This window comes from Pseudogracilibacillus sp. SO10305 (assembly GCF_037072005.1).
Lineage (GTDB): Bacteria > Bacillota > Bacilli > Bacillales > Amphibacillaceae > Pseudogracilibacillus > Pseudogracilibacillus intestinigallinarum.
In genome coordinates this window covers 197,445-218,950 of the sequence record NZ_JAXHDE010000001.1, presented here as the reverse complement: position 1 = coordinate 218,950, position 21,506 = coordinate 197,445, and the positions used below count along the sequence as shown (strand labels likewise).

Annotated in this window: 22 protein-coding genes and 1 pseudogene; 22 read left to right on the top strand and 1 reads right to left on the bottom strand. The window is 34.2% G+C overall.

Annotated elements, in window-relative coordinates; translation table 11 throughout:
- Nucleotides 1-3 precede the first annotated feature (3 nt).
- The 10 genes from SPD45_RS01170 (at nt 4) to codY (ending at nt 11,595) form a co-directional block, all read left to right on the top strand.
- The gene (locus SPD45_RS01170) at nt 4-1,821 is read left to right on the top strand and encodes a hypothetical protein (RefSeq protein ID WP_336265747.1); all 1,818 of its coding nucleotides are present in this window, start codon (nt 4-6) and stop codon (nt 1,819-1,821) included.
- Complete coding sequence (locus tag SPD45_RS01165) at nt 1,818-2,081, top strand: EscU/YscU/HrcU family type III secretion system export apparatus switch protein (RefSeq protein ID WP_336265746.1); 264 nt, start codon at nt 1,818-1,820, stop codon at nt 2,079-2,081. Before SPD45_RS01170 ends, SPD45_RS01165 begins: the two co-directional genes overlap by 4 nt.
- 110 nt (nt 2,082-2,191) lie before the next feature.
- Nucleotides 2,192-3,352: an ADP-forming succinate--CoA ligase subunit beta gene (gene sucC / locus SPD45_RS01160; protein ID WP_336265745.1), complete on the top strand. Its 1,161-nt coding sequence runs from the start codon at nt 2,192-2,194 to the stop codon at nt 3,350-3,352.
- Nucleotides 3,353-3,408: 56 nt separating this feature from the next.
- Nucleotides 3,409-4,311 carry a succinate--CoA ligase subunit alpha gene (sucD, locus tag SPD45_RS01155; protein ID WP_336265744.1) on the top strand — a complete coding sequence of 301 codons (903 nt, stop codon included), beginning with the start codon at nt 3,409-3,411 and terminating at the stop codon, nt 4,309-4,311.
- 219 nt (nt 4,312-4,530) lie between these two features.
- Nucleotides 4,531-5,400, top strand: coding sequence for a DNA-processing protein DprA (dprA, locus tag SPD45_RS01150; protein WP_336265743.1), 870 nt, complete (start codon nt 4,531-4,533; stop codon nt 5,398-5,400).
- Nucleotides 5,401-5,583: 183 nt separating this feature from the next.
- Nucleotides 5,584-7,659: a type I DNA topoisomerase gene (gene topA / locus SPD45_RS01145; RefSeq protein ID WP_336265742.1), complete on the top strand. Its 2,076-nt coding sequence runs from the start codon at nt 5,584-5,586 to the stop codon at nt 7,657-7,659.
- A 207-nt stretch (nt 7,660-7,866) separates the two neighbouring features.
- Nucleotides 7,867-8,790 carry a tyrosine recombinase XerC gene (gene xerC, locus SPD45_RS01140; RefSeq protein ID WP_336265741.1) on the top strand — a complete coding sequence of 308 codons (924 nt, stop codon included), beginning with the start codon at nt 7,867-7,869 and terminating at the stop codon, nt 8,788-8,790.
- Nucleotides 8,791-8,830: 40 nt separating this feature from the next.
- Nucleotides 8,831-9,376 (top strand): ATP-dependent protease subunit HslV, encoded by a 546-nt coding sequence (gene hslV / locus SPD45_RS01135; protein WP_336265740.1) that lies wholly within the window; start codon nt 8,831-8,833, stop codon nt 9,374-9,376.
- A gap of 22 nt (nt 9,377-9,398) precedes the next feature.
- Complete coding sequence (gene hslU / locus SPD45_RS01130; protein WP_336265739.1) at nt 9,399-10,781, top strand: HslU--HslV peptidase ATPase subunit; 1,383 nt, start codon at nt 9,399-9,401, stop codon at nt 10,779-10,781.
- Nucleotides 10,782-10,815: 34 nt separating this feature from the next.
- Nucleotides 10,816-11,595 (top strand): GTP-sensing pleiotropic transcriptional regulator CodY, encoded by a 780-nt coding sequence (gene codY, locus SPD45_RS01125; protein WP_336265738.1) that lies wholly within the window; start codon nt 10,816-10,818, stop codon nt 11,593-11,595.
- 303 nt (nt 11,596-11,898) lie between these two features.
- Here the strand turns inward: codY and SPD45_RS14365 are convergent.
- A pseudogene (locus SPD45_RS14365) lies at nt 11,899-12,097 on the bottom strand (transposase); the annotation flags it as partial.
- 413 nt (nt 12,098-12,510) lie between these two features.
- Here SPD45_RS14365 and flgB point away from each other — a divergent pair.
- Genes flgB through SPD45_RS01060 form a run of 12 tightly spaced genes read left to right on the top strand, consistent with a single transcriptional unit; the run spans nt 12,511 to nt 21,469 of the window.
- Nucleotides 12,511-12,891: a flagellar basal body rod protein FlgB gene (flgB, locus tag SPD45_RS01115; RefSeq protein ID WP_336265737.1), complete on the top strand. Its 381-nt coding sequence runs from the start codon at nt 12,511-12,513 to the stop codon at nt 12,889-12,891.
- A complete protein-coding gene (flgC, locus tag SPD45_RS01110) occupies nt 12,891-13,349 on the top strand; it encodes a flagellar basal body rod protein FlgC (RefSeq protein WP_336265736.1) in 459 nt (152 codons plus the stop codon). The genes flgB and flgC overlap by 1 nt, the downstream gene beginning before the upstream one ends.
- A gap of 16 nt (nt 13,350-13,365) precedes the next feature.
- Complete coding sequence (gene fliE, locus SPD45_RS01105) at nt 13,366-13,665, top strand: flagellar hook-basal body complex protein FliE (protein WP_336265735.1); 300 nt, start codon at nt 13,366-13,368, stop codon at nt 13,663-13,665.
- Nucleotides 13,666-13,700: 35 nt separating this feature from the next.
- On the top strand, nt 13,701-15,296 hold the full coding sequence (gene fliF / locus SPD45_RS01100) for a flagellar basal-body MS-ring/collar protein FliF (protein ID WP_336265734.1): 1,596 nt from the start codon (nt 13,701-13,703) through the stop codon (nt 15,294-15,296).
- A gap of 12 nt (nt 15,297-15,308) precedes the next feature.
- Complete coding sequence (fliG, locus tag SPD45_RS01095) at nt 15,309-16,322, top strand: flagellar motor switch protein FliG (RefSeq protein ID WP_336265733.1); 1,014 nt, start codon at nt 15,309-15,311, stop codon at nt 16,320-16,322.
- Nucleotides 16,315-17,061: a flagellar assembly protein FliH gene (gene fliH, locus SPD45_RS01090; RefSeq protein WP_336265732.1), complete on the top strand. Its 747-nt coding sequence runs from the start codon at nt 16,315-16,317 to the stop codon at nt 17,059-17,061. Before fliG ends, fliH begins: the two co-directional genes overlap by 8 nt.
- Before the next feature lies 1 nt (nt 17,062).
- On the top strand, nt 17,063-18,379 hold the full coding sequence (gene fliI, locus SPD45_RS01085) for a flagellar protein export ATPase FliI (RefSeq protein ID WP_336265731.1): 1,317 nt from the start codon (nt 17,063-17,065) through the stop codon (nt 18,377-18,379).
- Nucleotides 18,379-18,828 carry a flagellar export protein FliJ gene (fliJ, locus tag SPD45_RS01080; RefSeq protein ID WP_336265730.1) on the top strand — a complete coding sequence of 150 codons (450 nt, stop codon included), beginning with the start codon at nt 18,379-18,381 and terminating at the stop codon, nt 18,826-18,828. Before fliI ends, fliJ begins: the two co-directional genes overlap by 1 nt.
- Nucleotides 18,829-18,832: 4 nt before the next feature.
- On the top strand, nt 18,833-19,390 hold the full coding sequence (locus SPD45_RS01075; RefSeq protein WP_336265729.1) for a MotE family protein: 558 nt from the start codon (nt 18,833-18,835) through the stop codon (nt 19,388-19,390).
- Between the two features lie 34 nt (nt 19,391-19,424).
- Complete coding sequence (locus tag SPD45_RS01070; protein ID WP_336265728.1) at nt 19,425-20,684, top strand: flagellar hook-length control protein FliK; 1,260 nt, start codon at nt 19,425-19,427, stop codon at nt 20,682-20,684.
- Nucleotides 20,671-21,117 carry a flagellar hook assembly protein FlgD gene (flgD, locus tag SPD45_RS01065; RefSeq protein WP_336265727.1) on the top strand — a complete coding sequence of 149 codons (447 nt, stop codon included), beginning with the start codon at nt 20,671-20,673 and terminating at the stop codon, nt 21,115-21,117. Before SPD45_RS01070 ends, flgD begins: the two co-directional genes overlap by 14 nt.
- Nucleotides 21,110-21,469: a TIGR02530 family flagellar biosynthesis protein gene (locus SPD45_RS01060; protein WP_336265726.1), complete on the top strand. Its 360-nt coding sequence runs from the start codon at nt 21,110-21,112 to the stop codon at nt 21,467-21,469. The genes flgD and SPD45_RS01060 overlap by 8 nt, the downstream gene beginning before the upstream one ends.
- The last annotated feature ends 37 nt before the right edge of the window (nt 21,470-21,506 follow it).

The following is a 21,506-nucleotide window of genomic DNA, read 5'->3' as shown; positions in this document are numbered from 1 at the left end:
CGGATGAATCATCTGTTACGAATAAAAAATGAATTCATTCCATCGATAAATCGTGTTCCAAAAAACGAATTAACGTTACGAGATGGACAAATTGTTCAAGGGAAAATTTTAAAACTATTTCCAAATAATCGAGCCGAAATTCAAATTGGTAACCATAAACTGGTAGCCGAAATAACGACAAGTTTACAAATAAATAAGCAATATTTTTTTCAAGTACAAGCAGATGATTCACTTATTCATTTAAAAGTGCTAAGTGAACAAGTGACAAAAGCTCCAACTCAGAATGTCGCACAGTTATTGCAACAGTTGCAAATGAAACCGACTAAACAGCATATTGATTTTATTCAACAACTTATTGCGGAACGTGTTCCTTTTCAAATTACTGATATACAGCAAGCAATTAAATTGATGGAAAATCGTTCGAATATAGAAGCTTCACAGTTTGACATTTTAAAAAAGATGATTGAAGCACGTTTACCAATGACCAATCATGTGTTTGAGGCACTTGTAGCTTCTAGAAATCAAACATTTTCATTACATATAGAACAAATGGTTCGATCATTGGAATATGCGACAAGTTTGTCGGAAAAGGAACAAACATTATTACAGTTATTAAAACAACTACGAGGAATGAAAGAAACATTTCCGACTAGTTTAGCGAAAAATATCCAACAAAAAGAGCTGCCCATCGGTAGTTTATTGCAATATATAAATACGTTAGAAAGAGAAAAAGATACCTTAATGGAAGATTCGAAAAAAAACGTATCTTTGTCCACGCTTTTACAACAAGGATTTTCCCAAACATCAAAGAGCCATTCGCAATTAATAACAATGTCAAACTTATTACAAGAAACTAAAGAGATATTAAATGTACTTATAAAAAGTCAATCACAAATTACGAACGTGGCAAATAAATTATTACAAATATTTTCTAATATATATATGGGGAAATTATCAGATGAGCAATTTGTTTTATTAAAACATATGATACAGCAACAATTATATAAGGTATTGCCAATGCAATTACAACAAACATTTGATAGGTTTCTAAATGAAAATCGCCATGAAAATGTTCAGCATCTACACCAATTGCTACAAATATTACATAATGAATATTTGTATCGCGATATGCAAACGTTTGTACAATTACCTATGCAACATGGGGATGATGGAACTGATAATATGCAACAAAGGTTTCTCACTCATCTACACCAATATATGAATATTGTTGGATTACAAGATGAGCAACAAATAAGAACGGTTTTATCAGGGGAAGATAGTCATTCTACTATACATATCCAACGGTCGATTAAAATGATTTTGTTACAAATGATGCATGAACCAAATATGGTTGGAAGGAATAAAATAGAACAATTTGTGCATTTTATTCATGGAATGCAATTACAATCTGTGCAAGAAACGAATCATTTTTTGCATAGTGTTCTACAATTACCTGGAGAAAATATTGGATTAAATAACGATCTATTTATGCATTTTGAAGGAAAGAAAAGCGAGGATGGGAATATAGACCCAGATCATTGTCGAATATTATTCGTGCTCGATTTAAAAAATATGAAGGAAACAATGATTGACTTAACTATCCAAAAGCGCATCATATCATTAATAATATATAATGAACAAATGATGAAAACGGAAAAATATGACCATTTAGAAAAAATGTTAGAAGAAGCATTGAAGAAAAATAAATATACATTATCCCAAATAACGTATAAACCATTGTTTGAAATAAAAAAACAAGAGCAACATCATCCATATAATCGAACGATGAATGATATAGAAGGGTATGACTTTCGAATATGAGTGAACGAAGAAAGAAAGCTGTTGCATTATCTTACGATCAAATGAAAGATATATCTCCGAAGGTTAGTGCATTAGGAAGTGGAAAAGTAGCAGATCATATTATTGAGCTAGCAGCAGAACATGATATACCGATTGTACAAGACCAATCATTAGTGGAAATACTTGCACAATTGGAAATAAATGAAACAATCCCTCCAGAATTATTTGAAATTGTTGCGGAAGTATTTGCATTTATTTATCACTTAGATGAAGAATATTGAATTGTGATTCGAAATACTTATATAGTTAGATAAATAATAGTTATTCTTTGAGAATTATAAATGCTTATCTTACAATGGGTGTATACCAAATAATAAATGGAGGCATTTGAATGAATATCCATGAGTATCAAAGTAAGAATATTTTAAGGCAGTACGGCGTGAATGTACCAAACGGCCATGTTGCATATTCGATTGATGAAGCAGTAGAGTATGCGAAGGGTCTTCAAACGGATGTAAAAGTCGTTAAAGCACAAATTCATGCTGGTGGCCGTGGGAAAGCTGGCGGTGTTAAAGTAGCACATAATTTAGATGAAGTACGTGAGTACGCGAAACAAATTTTAGGAAAAGTGCTTGTAACACCACAAACAGGACCAGAAGGTAAAAAAGTAAAAAGACTCCTTATTGAAGAGGGTTGTAATATTGATAAGGAATACTATATTGGTCTTGTGTTAGACCGAAAAACTTCAAAAGTTGTGTTAATGGGTTCTGAAGAAGGTGGAATGGAAATTGAGGAAGTTGCAGCAGCAACACCTGAAAAGATTTTCAAAGAAGAAATTGATCCATCTATCGGTTTAACAGGATTCCAAGCAAGAAGAATGGCATTTAATTTAAATTTTCCGAACAATGTCATTAATAAAGTAGCGACATTATTATTAAATTTATATAAAGTTTTCATTGAAAAAGATTGTATGACTGCTGAGATTAACCCTCTTGTTACGACGAAAGAAGGGGATGTATTAGCATTAGACGCTAAAATGAACTTTGATGGAAATGCGTTATACCGTCAAAAAGACGTTTTAGAATTACGGGATTTAGATGAAGAAGATCGTAATGAAATCGAAGCTTCAAAATACGACCTTAGCTACATTCAATTAGATGGAGATATCGGTTGTATGGTAAATGGTGCAGGTCTTGCAATGGCAACAATGGATATTATTAAATATGAAGGTGGAAACCCAGCGAACTTTTTAGATGTTGGGGGAGATGCAACACCGGAAAAAGTAACAGAAGCATTTAAAATTATTTTAAAAGACCCAAAAGTAAAAGGGATTCTTGTAAATGTATTTGGTGGAATTATGAAATGTGATTACATCGCACAAGGGATTATTTCTGCGACAGAACAATTAGGGTTAGAAATTCCATTAGTTGTTCGTTTAGAAGGAACGAATGTAGAAAAAGGGAAGAAAATGTTACAAGACTCTGGTTTAAATATCGTTGCAGCAGATTCAATGGGTGATGGTGCAAAGAAAATCGTTGAATTAGTAAAATAAAAACAGCTGATTACAAACACGCATAACATTTAATATAAGAAAGGACGTTTACAAGAATGAGTATTTATGTAGATAAAGATACAAAAGTAATTGTTCAAGGGATTACTGGTTCAGCTGGTATGGACCATACAGAACAGATGTTAAAATACGGAACGAAGATCGTTGCAGGAGTGACACCAGGAAAAGGTGGTACGAAAACACTTGGAGTTCCTGTATATAATACGGTAGAAGATGCTGTAAAAGCTACAGGAGCAACAGTTTCAATTATTTATGTTCCTGCTCCATTTGCAGCAGATGCAATTATGGAAGCGACAGATGCCGGATTAGAATTAACGATTTGCATTACAGAACATATTCCAATTAATGATATGACTAAAGTGAAAAACTTTATGAAAGGGAAAAAGACCCGTTTAATTGGACCAAACTGTCCAGGAGTAATTACAGCAGATGAGTGTAAAATTGGTATTATGCCAGGATACATTCATACAAAAGGACATATTGGGGTTGTATCCCGTTCAGGAACTTTAACATATGAGGCAGTTCACCAACTATCTCAAGCTGGATATGGTCAAACAACGGCAGTAGGAATTGGTGGGGACCCCGTTAATGGTACATCGTTTATTGATGTATTAAAAGAATTTAATGAAGACCCTGAAACTTATGCAGTTATGATGATTGGTGAGATTGGTGGTACGGCTGAAGAAGAAGCAGCTGAATGGGTGAAAGCAAATATGAAAAAACCTGTTGCAGGCTTTATCGGTGGAGCGACAGCACCTCCAGGAAAACGTATGGGACATGCTGGTGCAATCATTTCGGGTGGTGAAGGAACAGCCGAATCGAAAAAACGTGTCATGGAAGCATGCGGTATTAAAGTAGCGGATTCCCCTGCTAAAATGGGTGAAACAATGATCAGTTTATTAGAAGAAACAGATTTACTTGAAAAATGTAAAACACATTAATACTTTACAAGCATAAAGAAACTTGATACATTAAACGAAAAGATAGAACCATATTGAACAATCTGGAAAGGTGCGATGAGGAGGAAATATAAGTGTATTCTATTTTGGTGCAAAAATAGAGCACTTATGGCTCCTCATTTCTAGGTTGTTTTTTTGTTGGAAAAAATAACGAGTAGATGTATACTACTTTTCCCATAACTTAAGAGAGGGAGAGTATAAATGAAAAAGAAACGAAATAGATTAATTAAATTAAGCTTATTATTGACAAGGAAAAAGCTATATCGCTTATTACAATATGATGTAACATTAGAAAAAGTTAACACATTCACTTCTACACAACTAGAACATTTATTACATATATCCCCAGAAAAAGCTTCATCCATCATACATTCTCTTCAATGTGATAATGATGATGCAACTATACAATATACACATAAAAACTACTATATTGTAACGATATTTGATTCAATGTATCCACCGAGTTTGAAAGGTATTCCAGATGCACCACTCGTATTATATTGTTTAGGTGATCTAACATTGCTCCAACAAAATAAATTACTTAGTGTAATCGGTACGAGAAAACCGACAGCAACAGCACCACAAAAGCTATTAAAAGTTGTTAGTCCCTTAATTGAGCAAAACTGGGCTATTGTAAGTGGAATGGCTTATGGCATTGATAGCCTTGCACATCAATTAGCATTGCATATGCAGGGTAAAACGATAGCTATTTTAGGTAGTGGGTTTCATCATATTTACCCGAAAGAAAATATGACGCTTTTTTGGAATATTGTTGAAAATGGTTTAGTTTTATCAGAATATCCACCATATGTGAGGCCAAAAAAATATCAATTTCCAGAGAGGAATCGAATCATTAGCGGTCTTTCATATGGAACGTTAGTAATTGAGGCAAAAGAAAAAAGTGGTACGCTCATTACAGTAGACCAAGCACTAGAGCAAGGAAAAGAAGTTTTCGCTATTCCAGATTCTTTATTTGTAGAGGAAGCGGCAGGTTGTTTAAAATTAATTGATCAAGGTGCAAAATTGGTTACGAATGCAGAAGATATTATCGAAAACTTGCCCGGAAAATAATCCTATTTTGTAAAAAATAAGGCTCTTTATTTCATTTTGATAGTCGCAATATTTGACAAATGAAAATGTTGTCCTTACTATTAGTGGGAATTCTATTTATTTAAAAACAGAAATAAAAATTTAAAAAAAGCAGGAATAAAAGTTAAAAAATTGAATAACCTCAATGAAATAGGAGGAAAAATAATGGCAAATTATTTAGTAATTGTGGAATCACCAGCAAAAGCAAAAACAATTGAACGTTATTTAGGGAAAAAATATAAAGTAAAAGCGTCGATGGGACATGTTATTGATTTACCGAAAAGTCAAATGGGAGTCGATGTTGATAATGACTATGCCCTAAAATATATTACGATTCGTGGTAAAGGTGATATATTAAAAGAATTACGAAAAGAAGCGAAAAAAGCAGATAAAATTTATCTCGCGGCCGACCCCGATAGAGAGGGAGAGGCCATTGCTTGGCATTTAGCACATGCATTAAAAGTGGATGAAAATTCGGACTGTCGTGTCGTGTTTAACGAAATAACGAAAGATGCAATCAAAGAGTCATTCAAAAATCCGCGAAAAATTGATCATGATTTAGTAAATGCACAACAAGCTAGAAGAGTATTGGACCGACTAGTTGGATACAATATAAGTCCACTATTATGGAAGAAAGTAAAAAAAGGTTTAAGTGCTGGTCGAGTTCAATCGGTTGCAGTGAAATTAATTATCGATCGTGAAAACGAAATAAAGAATTTTATTCCAGAAGAATACTGGTCTATTGAAAGTACATTTTTTAAAGAGAAAGAATCGTTTACTGGTAAATTTTATGGCATTGATGGGAAAAAGTTAGAGCTCAAAGATGATGCAGCAGTAAAAGAAGTACTTGGAAAAATTGAAGGCAAACAGTTTCATATTGATAAAGTAAATAAACGTGAGCGTAAAAGAAATCCCGCGAAACCATTTATTACTTCGACATTGCAACAAGAAGCAGCGAGAAAATTAAACTTTCGTGCTCGTAAAACGATGATGGTTGCACAACAATTATATGAAGGAATTGACTTAGGACGTAAAGCAGGTGGAATTACTGGGTTAATTACTTATATGCGTACAGATTCTACTCGTATTTCTGAAAGTGCTAAACAAGAAGCACATCAATTAATTGAAGATAAGTTTGGTAAACAATATATTGGACCACGTAAAAAAGTGAAAAATCAAGAAGGGGCACAAGATGCACACGAGGCAATTCGTCCCACATCTGTCATGCGTGATCCACAATCATTGAAAGGTATTTTAAATAATGATCAATTTAAACTTTATAAATTAATTTACGAACGATTTTTAGCGAGTGAAATGGCGCCAGCCGTGATGGATACGATGACTGTTCATTTATTAAATAACGGAGTGGAATTCCGTGCAACTGGTTCAAAAGTAAAATTTGATGGGTTTATGAAAGTATATATTGAAGGAACAGATTCAAATAAAAAAGAAGAAGAGAAATACTTACCTGAGTTAAATGAAGGGGAACAAGTTCGCTTCGAAAAAATGGAACCAAATCAACATTTTACACAACCACCACCGAGATATACAGAAGCGACATTAGTTGGTACATTGGAGAAACAAGGAATTGGTCGTCCATCAACCTATGCTCCCACTTTAGAGACTATTCAAAATCGAGGCTATGTTCGTTTAGATAACCGTCGTTTCATCCCAACAGAATTAGGGGAGATTGTTGTGGATATTTTAAAAGAATATTTCCCTGAAATAACGAACGTCGACTTTACTGCTGGAATGGAAGCGAACTTAGACTTAATTGAAGAAGGTAAAGAAGAGTGGATTCGTGTCATTGATGAATTTTATAAAGATTTCGAAGTGAGATTAGTAAAAGCCGAAAAAGAAATGGAATCTATTGAAATAAAAGATGAGCCTGTTGGAATTGATTGTGAGAAGTGCGGACATCCAATGGTATATAAGTTAGGTCGTTATGGAAAATTCATGGCTTGTTCTAACTTTCCGGACTGTCGAAATGCAAAACCTATTTTGAAAAAAATCGGTGTAACATGTCCGACATGTAAAAAAGGTGAAATTGTTGAAAGAAAGTCAAAGAAAAATCGAGTATTTTATGGATGTGAAACATATCCAACATGTGAATTTGTTTCTTGGGATAAACCTATTGCTAGAAATTGTCCAAAATGTGACAGTTATTTAGTAGAAAAACGCTCGAAAAAACAAGTTCAAATCAAATGTAGTAGTTGTGATTATGAAGAAGAAGCACAATAATTAGATATCAAACATTTGATTTGACTATTAGAACATATAAGCGTAATATACTTGTTTGGAACATTGGAAATGTATTTTTAATGTTCCAAACATATTTGTAAGCACAATTCAGAATTTTGTTACAATTGTGTTAAATCGATTGCGGGGAATATAGTAGTATGGTATGCTAGGTTTGTTTAAAAAAACTAGCATTTTTGGAGTGGAATTATGTCTACGTTTCAAACGTATTATGAACAATTTATCCAGTTTTTAGAAGTAGAAAAAAATGCTTCGCCATATACAGTGCAATTTTACAGTAATGATTTACGTATGTTTGAACAAATAATGAGAAAAGAAGGAATCGAGGATGTTACAGATGTAACACCGGTTTTTGTGCGGGTATTTTTAACGGATTTGTATGATCGACGATTAAGTCGAAAATCTGTCGCACGGACGATATCTTGTTTACGATCTTTTTATTTCTTTTTAGAAAAAATAGAAGTCGTGGAACATAATCCGTTTATGTATGTTCCGCTACCGCGACAAGATAAACGAATTCCGACGTTTTTATACGAGGAAGAATTACGGCCTCTTTTTGAAGTGAGTGATTTAACAACACCATTAGGCCAACGAAATCAGGCATTATTAGAACTTATGTATGCTACTGGTATAAGAGTCAGTGAATGTGCGGGCTTAACTTTATCCCAAATTGATTTTTCTATCGGAATGATTAACGTAATTGGTAAAGGAAGAAAAGAACGTTATATTCCATTTGGACAATTTGCACATGAAGCATTGCATACATATATTAGAGATGGAAGAGACCAGTTGTTACAGGTATCGAGAGAAACGATAGATACGATTTTTTTGAACGCACGTGGCCAACCGATTACGGAAAGAGGCATCCGATACGTATTCAATCAAATGGTAAAGGAAACTTCTCTAACTGTACATCTTCATCCACACAAATTACGTCATACTTTTGCGACACATTTATTAAATGAAGGGGCTGACTTACGTTCAGTACAAGAGTTGTTAGGACATGAAAATCTTTCATCCACTCAAATTTATACACATGTAACAAAGGATCGTTTAAGGAATGTTTATATGCACCATCATCCAAGAGCGAAACAAAAACCGGATGAACAATAAAAGTGTTAGTTTTGGAAATGAAGTAAAGGAGTTGTGATGCATGTCAAATGAACTTCATGCAACAACGATATTTGCAATTCAACATAATGGGGAATGTGCGATGAGTGGCGACGGCCAAGTAACATTAGGGAATACGGTCGTGATGAAACATAAAGCACAAAAAGTTCGTAAATTATTTCATGGGGAAGTTATAGCTGGTTTTGCTGGTTCAGTAGCGGATGCTTTTTCTTTATTTGAGAAGTTTGAAGGAAAGTTGGAAGAATATAATGGGAATATTACCCGAGCTTCCGTAGAACTAGCAAAGGAATGGCGTAGCGACAAAGTATTACGCCAATTAGAAGCGATGTTAATCGTCATGAATAAAGAAAGTATGTATTTAGTTTCAGGTACAGGCGAAGTCATCGAGCCAGATGATGGCATATTAGCTATTGGTTCGGGTGGTAATTTTGCCTTAAGTGCTGGCCGTGCACTTGCAAAATATTCAGCAGAACTGAGTGCGAAGGAAATTGCACAAGCGGCATTAACCATTGCTAGTGAAATTTGTGTTTATACAAATGATCATATAACGACAATGTCTTTAGAATAATGTAAAGGGTGTGTAATAATTAATGGATTATACTCCTAAGCAAATATTAGAAAAGTTAGACCATTATATTATTGGGCAAAAAGAAGCGAAAAAATCTGTTGCTGTTGCTTTACGTAACAGATATCGTAGAATGCTTTTAGATGAACAATTACGGGAAGAAGTAGTTCCGAAAAATATTTTAATGATTGGACCAACAGGGGTTGGGAAAACAGAAGTAGCCCGCCGATTAGCTAAATTAGTAAATGCACCATTTATAAAAGTGGAAGCAACAAAATTTACAGAGGTCGGTTATGTTGGCCGAGATGTAGAGTCTATGATTCGGGACCTTGTTGAAAATGCACTTCGTATCGTGAAAGAAGAAAAGATGGAAGCAGTAAAAGACGAAGCAGAAAAAGAAGCTAATGAAAAAATTATTTCTTTACTTGCTCCACGTAAAAAACGCGAGAAGAAAATGCAAAACCCATTTGAAATGCTTTTTCCCAATGTGGAAGAAGAGGAAGAAGTAGACGAATCAGAAGTAGATAATATTTCACAAAAAAGAAATCAACTAAAACAGTTATTAGCTCTAGGTGAACTTGAAGATAAAACGGTAGTAGTAGATATCGAAGAACAATCACCTTCTATGTTTGACATGTTACAAGGTTCTGGCATGGAACAAATGGGAATGAATATGCAAGATGCGTTTTCAAATTTAATGCCGACGAAAACGAAAAAACGTAAGTTATCTGTTCGGGATGCACGCAAAGTATTAACGCAACAAGCAGCGCAAAAATTGATTGATATGGATGAGGCGCAACAAGAAGCAATTGAGCGAGCAGAACAGGCTGGTATCGTGTTTATTGATGAAATCGATAAAATAGCTGGCGCTGATACGAATAGTCCGAGTGTATCTCGTGATGGGGTGCAAAGAGATATTCTACCCATTGTGGAAGGTTCAACTGTTATGACGAAATACGGACCTGTAAAAACAGACCATATTTTATTTTTTGCGGCTGGTGCATTTCATATTGCGAAGCCTTCTGATATGATCCCAGAATTACAAGGAAGATTTCCTGTTCGCGTAGAATTCAACAAACTTACGACAGATGACTTTGTGAAAATTTTAACAGAACCTTCTAATGCATTGCTGAAGCAATATAGTGCATTAATACAGACAGAAGGTATAGAAGTGAAGTTTACGGACGAAGCTGTTAAAAGAATTGCTGAAATAGCGTATGAGGTAAATCAAGAAACAGATAATATTGGTGCAAGAAGATTGCACACTATTTTAGAAAAATTATTAGAAGATTTATCATTTGAGGCACCAGAGATCAATCTAGAAGTGGTGGAAATTACCGCGCAATATGTCGATGAAAAATTAAATGATATCGTCAAAGATCGTAATTTAAGTCAATTTATACTATAAAATGAAATCGTAACTTTGAAAGGATGAACAAAATATGGAATTATTAGAGAGAACAAGAAAAATCAATGCATTATTACAAAAATCTGCAGGAAAGCCGGTAAATTTTAATGACATGTCACGTACACTATCAGAGGTAATAAACGGAAACGTGTTCGTATTAAGTAGAAGAGGTCGTTTATTAGGCGTTGCAATTAACCAAGAAGTTGAAAATGATCGAATTAAACAAATGTTAGAAGAAAGACAATTCCCAGAGGAATATACGAGAGAACTTTTTCATATTTCAGAAACGACACCTAATATCGATATTGAACAGCCGTTATCTGTTTTCCCGTACGAAAATCGAGAATTATTTAAAGATGGATTAACGACAATTGTGCCGATTATTGGTGGAGGAGAACGTTTAGGAACGTTAATTTTAGGACGTTTAAGCGGTAGTTTCCATGATGATGACTTATTATTAGCAGAATATGGTGCTACAGTTGTAGGAATGGAAATTTTACAAGGAAAAGCAGAAGAAATCGAAATGGAAGCTCGAAGTAAAGCAGTCGTGCAAATGGCAATTAATTCATTATCATTTAGTGAGTTAGAAGCGATTGAACATATTTTCGAAGAATTAAATGGAACAGAAGGTTTATTGGTAGCGAGTAAAATAGCTGACAGAGTTGGTATTACACGTTCGGTTATCGTGAATGCACTTCGTAAATTAGAAAGTGCTGGTGTGATTGAATCACGTTCATTAGGAATGAAAGGTACGTACATCAAAGTTCTAAATGAAAGATTTTTACAAGAATTAGAAAAGTTAAGTACGAACTAAATGAAACATAAAGGCCACTAGAAGATGGCATGTTCTACATGAGCATATGTTTGGAATCAACACCTTTAAAGTTAGAGTGAAAATTCTATCTTTAAAGGTGTTTTTTGTGCTTTTTGTCAAATGGTGTTGGTGACCCTCTTAAAGTCATCTAATATTAATTGTGTGGAGCCAATAAGAACAGCATGAATATGTCACTTTGAAAATGTACTCCGCTTTCCGCGTGCGGCTGCTAAGCCAAGCTCAGGCTTTGCCTTTTCTTGTCTTATCTAGGCCCTTTTTCACGCAGGAGCCTACGTACATTTCCTACGTTTCATCTGGCTGTTTACATGCTAGTTTCCTCTTCCTTTGTAGCTTAAGCTGCAAAGGAGTTTTGTTACTTTGTATGATTGATCTCCATTTAAAGTGTAAAATAATTCTTTTTAAAATTATGAAAGTTTCGATATCCATATGCAACGCGATTCAATACCTTTATTTTGTTATTAATCCCTTCGATACGACCATTATTGTATAAATACATCAAGCTATGCTTGAGATACGATATATGTTTTTCAATGTCTTAATGCATGTCTTCATATATCGGAAGCATGTAAATTAGGCCGTATGTCATTATTTCTAAGAAGAAAACAGGCGAAATTTTGCATTACATTTTGCCTATATAACTTCAGAATAATGAAAAAAATGGCTAATACATAATACTTCTAGTGTAATATATTATTTGTATTTGAATATATTTAGGACTTTTCGTTGTATTTAATTGGTTAAAATTGAAAAAACCTTAAAAAAATTTGAACATACAGTGATAATCATGAAAAATTAGTTAAAAATGATGAAATATTAGTGGACTTTAGTCGCAACATCATCTAAAATAATGATGGTATGAAAAATTTCAGAAAAAATTTATATTGAGGGATTCAGTTGAAACTATTTAATCAAACATTTCAAAACTTAGAACAATCATTGCATTATGCATCAAAGAAAAATTCTGTTATCTCAAATAATCTTGCAAATGTCGATACACCTAATTATAAGGCGCAAAAGGTAACATTCAAAAGCATGTTAGAAGGAGAACTTCAATTACATGTGACGGAAGACAAGCATATTCGTTCAAATGGAATACATACACCTTATAAAGTAATGAATCAAAACCACACATCCTATAACCACAGTGGAAATAATGTGGATGTTGACAAAGAAATGGCAGAATTAGCAAAAAACCAAATTTATTATCGTGGCGCTGTTGACCGTTTAAATGGTAAATTTGGCTTATTGAATACGGTGATAAGAGGTGGGAAGTAATGTCAGTTTTTCATGGATTAAACATAAGCGCTGGTGCTTTAACAGCTCAGAGACTGCGAATGGATGTAGCCTCCTCCAATATTGCTAACCAACAATCAACAAGAGCGACAATGTTACCAGATGGTCAATTTGAACCATATCGCAGAAAAATGGTCGTGCTACAACCAGAAAATCATTCATTTAAATCGTATATGAGTAAAGCACAAATGAATCAAAAAGCAACTTCACAAGGAGTTAAAGTGAGTGGGCTTGTACAAGATCAAGAGCCATTTAAAGCGATTTTTGACCCAACTCATCCAGATGCAAATGATGAAGGCTATGTGCTTTATCCGAATGTAGACCCATTAAAAGAAATGGTAGATTTAATGGGAGCAACTCGTTCTTATGAGGCGAATATTACTGCATTAAACGCAACGAAAGATATGTTATTAAAAGCATTAGAAATTGGTAGGTCGTAAGAAAGGACGAATGATGATGACGAAACTAATCGCTCTGTCTGCTACATCACCAAAAGAGCAAATAGCAAAACAAACACCACAGAAAATACAAAATGAAGCAAATTTTCAACATATATTTAAACAAGCATTAGAAAAAGTTAGTGCAGTGGAACATGAATCAGATGTAAAGACAAATGCCTTTTTGAGTGGAGAAACAACAGATCTTCATGACGTCATGTTAACGGCGCAAAAAGCAAAAATTACTGTAGAAGCGACAGTCCAAATTCAGCAAAAAGTAATCGACGCTTATAATGATGTGATGAGAATGCAAATCTAGTACATAGAAAATATAAACAAAGTCCGGTGTGATAAATGAAGGAAAAATTAAATCAATTTATGGAACAAATTAAATTATTTTGGAATAAAACTTCCATTTTTAAAAGAGTATTATACATAAGTATGACAATTTTACTTATAGTAGGAATTGTCGTTATCACTGTTTTAACCAATAAGAATAGCTTCGTTCCTTTATATTCGAACCTATCTATACAAGAGGTAGGTCAAATTAAAGAGGAACTTGATACAAGAAATATTCAGTATGAAATAGTCGATAATGGGACGACGATTAAAGTACCTGAAGAGCATTCACAAACTTTAATTGTTGAATTAGCGAATGAAGGTATTCCGAATAGTGGGAATATCGATTATTCGTTTTTTAGTGAGAACTCTTCATGGGGAATTACCGATAATGAATTTAATATTATGAAGTTAGATGCGATGCAAACAGAGCTCAGTAACTTGATGAAAGGTATGGAAGGAATTGAAGATGCAAATGTGATGATTAACTTACCAGAACAATCGGTATTTGTATCTGACATGACAGAAAATGCTAGTGTATCCATTGTACTTCAAACAGAATACGGTTATGAATTTCAGCCGAATCAAATGAAAGGTTTATACCATCTCGTTTCAAAAGCGATTCCGAATTTACCAGAGGAAAATATCGTCATTATGAATCAGAACTTTGAATACTTCGATCAATATGCATCAAATCAAGCAGACCATATTGGAGCAACACAAGATGTAAAAACAGAAATTGAAAATGATATTCAAAAACGAGTACAACAAATGCTAAGTGCTATTGTTGGGGTCGATAAAGTAATAACATCTGTAACAGCAGATATTGATTTCACAAATGAAAATCGTGTAGAAGACCTAGTAGAACCTGTTGATATTGATGCGATGGAAGGAATTCCAGTAAGTATTGAAACGATTCAAGAAACATTTGAAGGAACGGATGAAATTGGTGGAGTTGCTGGTACTGGGGAAGAAGATATTGCCAATTATCCTGGAGTTATGCAAGGAGAAGGTGGCGATTATGATTTAGCAAAAGAAACCGTTAATTATGAGTTTAATAATATTAAGAAAGAAATTGCAGAAGCACCATATAAAATTCGTGACTTAGGTATTCAAGTGATGGTTGATAATACGAGAGTAATTGACGGAGAAGTAGTGGAATTAACGCAGCAAGAATTGAACGCAGTAGAAGAGGGAATGGCTTCTATTCTAGAATCGATGATTACAACTTCTATTGATAAAACTTATGGGGAAATAGAAACAGATGATAAAATCTCTATCGTCTTTCAAACGTTCCATGGCCGTGATCAATTAACTGCTGATATGTCTGAAGAAGGGTCATCCACAATTTGGCCATATATCGTAGTGGCAATCATTATTGTAACGATTATTATTATTTTCTTTGTAATGCGTAGGAAACGTACAGAAGATATAGTGGAAGAAAATGTAACGGTGTCTGACATAACAACTGAAGATTCAGCAGTTGTATCAGATTTAGAAGAACAACCAAAAACAGACCAAGACATTCAAAAAGAACAACTTGAAAAAATGGCGAAAGACAAACCGGAAGACTTTGCGAAATTATTACGTAGTTGGATTTCGGAAGATTAGGAGGAAAGGAGTATGAGTATTAAACAGAAAAGATTAACTGGAAAACAGAAGGCAGCCATTTTGCTTATCTCACTAGGACCAGATGTGTCGGCCGAAGTATACAAACATTTATCGGAAGAAGAAGTAGAACGTTTAAGCCTGGAAATATCAACTATTCAAAAGGTAGATTCAGATTTGAAAGAATCTATAGTGGAACAATTTCATCAGATTGCCATTGCTCAACAATATATTTCTCAAGGTGGAGTAGGATATGCAAAAACAGTGCTTGAAAAAGCTTTTGGCACTCAAGAGGCAACAAATATTATTAATCGTTTAACATCTTCTTTACAAGTAAGACCTTTTGATTTTGCGCGGAAAGCAGACCCGAATCAAGTGCTTAATTTTATACAAAATGAACATCCACAAACGATCGCACTTGTCCTATCTTATTTAGAACCTGAACAAGCTGGACAAATATTATCTTCTTTAGAGGAAGAAGTGCAAGCGGATATTGCAAGCAGAATTGCAACGATGGACTCCACACCACCAGATATTATTACGGAAATTGAACATGTACTTGAAAAGAATATTTCGACATCCTTAACAGAAGACTATACACAAACAGGTGGTATTCAATCAGTTGTTGAAGTGTTAAATGAAGTGGATCGAAGTACAGAAAGGACTATTTTAGATACGTTAGAAATTCAAAATCCTGAATTAGCGGAAGAAATTAAAAAACGTATGTTTATCTTTGACGATATTGTTATTTTAGACAATCGCGCTATCCAACGCATTATTCGCGAAGTGGATAATGAAGACTTGAAATTATCGTTACGTGTCGCAAGTGAAGAAGTAAAGGATGTAATTTTCCAAAATATGTCACAACGTATGGTGGAAACATTTAAAGAAGAAATGGAATTTATGGGACCTGTACGATTACGTGATGTTGAAGAAGCACAAACACGTATTGTAGGAACGATTCGCCGCTTAGATGAAATTGGGGAAATCGTAATTGCCCGTGGTGGAGGAGACGATATTATTGTCTAATCTAAAGGGGAATTTAGAAAACAAAAAAGTAATTTCTATTAAAAAGATTCAAGCGGATATTCCACAAGATAAAGAGATACGTCGTCAGAGCCGATCAAAAGATGACATCGTAAATGAAATTAAAGTGTTGGAACAAACTTTAGCTACCTTAGAACAGCAAAAGGAAACGTCTATCCAAGAGTTAGAAACCTATATTGCCACGGAAAAAGAAAAGATTGCCAATGAAAAAATCACTGTATTTGAACAGGCAAAACAGCAAGGGTATAAAGAAGGATATATCGATGGTGAAAACGAAGCGAAAACCGATTACCAAACTTATTTGGATGAGGCGAATGACATTGTTCGAAAAAGTGAGCTAGATTACATAGCAACGATTGAAAAACACTCTAATACAATTGTTCAGTTAGCCATGCATGTGGCGAAAAAGATCATTGATACTGAAATTAAAACGGATGAACATGTAATGAAAGGCATAGTAGAAAAAGCAGTGCGACATTTAAAAGATACTTCGACTATATCTATATATGTTCACCCGATGCATTACGCTTCCTTACATGCTCAAAAAGAAGAGTTAGAACAATTGTTAGATGAAGATGAATTGCTTTATTTACATGTAGATTCGAATTTACAAGAAAATGATTGTATGATCCGTCATCCATTTGGACAAATAGATGCTAGTGTAGATACACAGTTGAAACAAATTAAACGTGCGTTAGAAGAAAAGATAATGGAGAATTAATATGGATTTTGATACGTGCATTCAGACGATTGAAGAGACAGATACATACAAATATTATGGAAAAATTACTCGTGTTGTCGGTATTATGATTGAATCATTAGGACCCGCAGCGAATATTGGAGAAGTTTGTATCATTCATCCTGAAAATAAAAGCCAATCACCGATATTAGCGGAAGTTGTTGGATTTCATCATGAAAAAATCATTTTAATGCCTTATACGGAAGTATCTGAAATTGGTCCTGGTTGTCTAGTTGAAGCTACCAATCAACCTTTAACAATAAAGATTGGTCATAGTTTAATTGGCCATGTCGTAGATGCTTTAGGGTTACCATTGAACCATAGCATTTTACCGAAAGGATTAAAAAAAGTTTTCACTGAAAATGAACCACCAAATCCAATGAGTCGGCCACCGATTGATCAACCAATTCAAGTGGGAATTCGAGCAATTGATTCTATGCTGACGGTAGGAGAAGGACAACGTATAGGTATTTTTGCAGGTAGTGGGGTTGGAAAAAGTACATTATTAGGAATGATTGCCAGAAATAGTGCCGCAGATATAAATGTTATTGCATTAATTGGAGAACGTGGTCGTGAAGTAAGGGAATTTATTGAAAAAGACCTTGGTGAAGCAGGATTGAAAAAATCAATTATTATTGTTGCGACATCCGATCAACCAGCATTAATGCGAATTAAAGGTGCGTATACTGCAACGGCAATCAGTGAATACTTTCGTGATCAAGGATATAAGGTGAATTTAATGATGGACTCTGTTACGAGAGTTGCAATGGCACAACGGGAAATAGGGCTAGCAGTAGGCGAGCCACCGACGTCTAAAGGATATACACCATCGGTCTTTGCCATATTACCTAAATTGTTAGAGAGAACAGGCACGAATGAACAAGGAACAATTACAGCGTTTTATACCGTACTAGTAGATGGTGATGATATGAATGAACCGATTGCAGATGCGGTTCGTGGTATATTGGATGGCCATTTTGTTCTAGAGAGAAGATTAGCTGAAATGGGGCAATTTCCAGCAATTAATATACTGAAGTCTGTTAGTAGGGTGATGCATGATATCGTTTCACCAGCACATCGTACAACCGTACAAAAAATAAGAACGTTGATGGCAACATATGAAGAAAATGTAGAATTAATACAGATTGGTGCATATCGTCACGGTACAGACCCTAAAATTGATGAAGCAATAAAATATTATCCGATTATTATTGATTATTTAAAACAAGGAATTTATGAACAAGAAACTTTCGAACAATCAATTGAAAAATTACATCTTATTTTGGCAGGTGGACAGTAATGGATAATGTGGCAGTATTGCAAAAGGTTTTACAAATACGGGAGCAAGAAAAAACGATTGCTCAAAAAGAAAAAAATGAAGCGACTGTAATATTTGAAAAACAGGCAACAGCATTATATGAATTATTAAAGAAGAAAGAACATGCGGAAGTATTGATGAATCAATATATGCAAACATATACTTCGATTGAAAAAATTAAAGAACAATCGATGTTCATACAATCTATGACGAGAAAAGCGTCTACATTACAACAAAATGTGCAACAGGCAAGAAAAAAAATGCTAGAAAAACAAGCATATTTAACAGAAACACATATTGAAATGAAAAAAATAGAAAAACTTATTGAACGAAAAAAACAGGCAAGACAGGAAGAACTGATACGAGAAGAAAATATATTAATGGATGAACTGTCCATCCGACAGTTTACAAGTTCGATCCAAAATAGGTGAAAATATGACAAAAGAAAAAAAGAAATCTCCAATTCTATTAATCATATTTGCAATTATCATCCCGTTAATGCTAACAGTGGGGATTGTGTACATCGGATTAACTTTAGTTGGCATTGATGTGAAGGATAAATTAGCTGATGTACCGGTTGTTTCTTCTTTTATTAAGAGTAATGAAGTCGAACAATTAGAAGAAACAATTAAAAAACAAGAGGATTTAATTGCATCAAAAGATGAAGAAATCAATGATCTATCGAAAGATGTAGAAAGTTTACGGGCAATTGCAGATGATTTAGAGTTAGATTTAAAAAAGAAAGAAAAAAGTGAGCAGAAAAACGAAAAAGAAAACATAGAGGATGAAGAAGACGGAAATGAAGCATTAAAAAGAGCTGCATCCTCTTACAGGAAAATGGAACCAGAAAATGCTGCTGCAATTATAACGCAAATGAATGACCAAGACGCCATTCAAATTCTATCCAACATCCCGAGTGATGTGAGAGGAAATATTTTAGCTGAAATGGAATCAAAAAGAGCTGCCACATTGACAAAGTTAATGATGAAATAATTGCCATTTTATAATTTGGAAGGGGGTGAATGGAATGGAAATTATGCAAGTATTCACACGAACAAATGCGAATATGCAGCAAAATGAATTGGATATAAATGAGCAGGATACTAGTTTCAAAACATTTCTTATAGCCAATGAAAAAGAGGATGTAAATGCATTATCTACAAACGAAAAAGAACCAATGGTAGAAAATGACGAAGAAGAAACAACCGATCATTCTATCGGTGAGCATGATGAAACATATGAGCTAGACAGCTTGGTTAAGGAAGACGTACATGAAAATATCGATAATAGCATGTTTCAACCTACTATTCATACGTTTTTAACAAATAGTGATACAACCATTGATTTCGACGTACAACAAAATATGTATGCTTCAAAGAATACATTTGAAGATGTTGGACAAACATTTTCAAAAATGACAAAAGAAGAAGTGATGCAACTGTCTAATGAGATTATTCGATACATGCATACAGAGACAGTACATGAGCCTTCATCTTTGCAACAGCTACTCGTCGTATTAAAAAAAGTGAATCAATTATCAACGAAAGATAAAGAAGCACTATTTAATCAATTAGAGGAATTAGAAGAAGAAAAAATTTCAGAGACTTTTAAACTTTTGGTGAAAACATTTGAAAAACGTACAGAGATGACAACACAAAATATGTATCAAAATGATGCGATAATTACAAAATCTACTATCGCAAATTGGTTGGAGCAAGCTTTTCAGCGATATGATACCGTACAAAGTAGTCAACAAATAAACGATACAGTAATGTCAACTCAAATGAGTAATCCAACGAATCTACCAATAGATGAAGTACAGCAATACGATATACATATTCGTCAAACAGGAAAAGTAGAAGAAATATCAGAACAACTCGTATCAAAATTAACGACTGTTATCCAAAAAAGTTCTATTTTTAAACAAGATGGCATGATGCAACTACAGTTACAAATTAATCCAACACAATTAGGCCATATTACGGTAAGAATGGCTGAGGTAAACGGAGAAATGCGAGTGGAATTATTTGTTACAACCAATGCAACGAAGAAAATTTTAGAGAGCAACATACATCAATTAAAACATCTTTTTTCTCCGCATCAAGTAATTATTGAAAAGGATCCAACTATTTCTGATGAGGAATTCTTTTCAAACAATGAAGAGGAATTAAATGAAGAAGAACCAAAACAAGATAAAGACGAACGGAAAGATAAAAAAACTCCGTCCATCGATTTTGAACAATTGTTGCAACAATTAGGGGAGGAGGAAGAAAATGACAAAAATTGATTCAGATTTATATATATCAAACGTACCGAGAGATCGTGCACCTAGTTCCGAGTTAGGAAAAGATGAATTTATAAAAATTTTAATGACACAACTACAAAACCAAGATCCATTAAATCCGATGGAAGATCGCGATTTTATTGCACAGATGGCGACATTTTCATCTTTAGAGCAAATGATGAATATGGCGAGTTCTATAGATACATTAGTGCAAAATCAATTAGTATCTCCTGTTATTCAATATAGTCATATGATCGGAAAAGAAGTGACATATGAATCTATTGATGAAGAGACGAATGAAAAAACGATTGTCACAAGTGTTGTCAATGCAGTTAGTTCCCAAGAAGGCTGGGCTATTTTAGAATTAGAAAATGGTCAAAAAGTTTTTGCTGATGGAATTCTAAAAGTAAATGAAGCAGGTAAAAAGGATGCATAAATACATACATCCAATACAGCAACATTATGTGAATCATTCGGCAACTAAAAAACAGCCAACAGCTAGTACAAGCTTTAAAGCAATTTTTGAACAAGCATCTGAATTAAAAGTGAGTAAACATGCGAAACTCCGTATGCAAGAAAGAAATATTCATATAACAGATCAAACGTGGGAAAAAATTGGAACGAAACTTAATGAAGCGAAGAACAAAGGTGTCACAGATGCTCTCGTCGTTGTGAATGATGCGGCACTTATCGTTAGCGCAAAAAACAACACAGTCGTTACAGCATTACATAAAACAGAAGCGAATAATCGAATATTTACTAATATTAATGGAACGATTTTAATATAGCTGGACTCTGTTAGGAGAGGCTATCCACTATGGAATG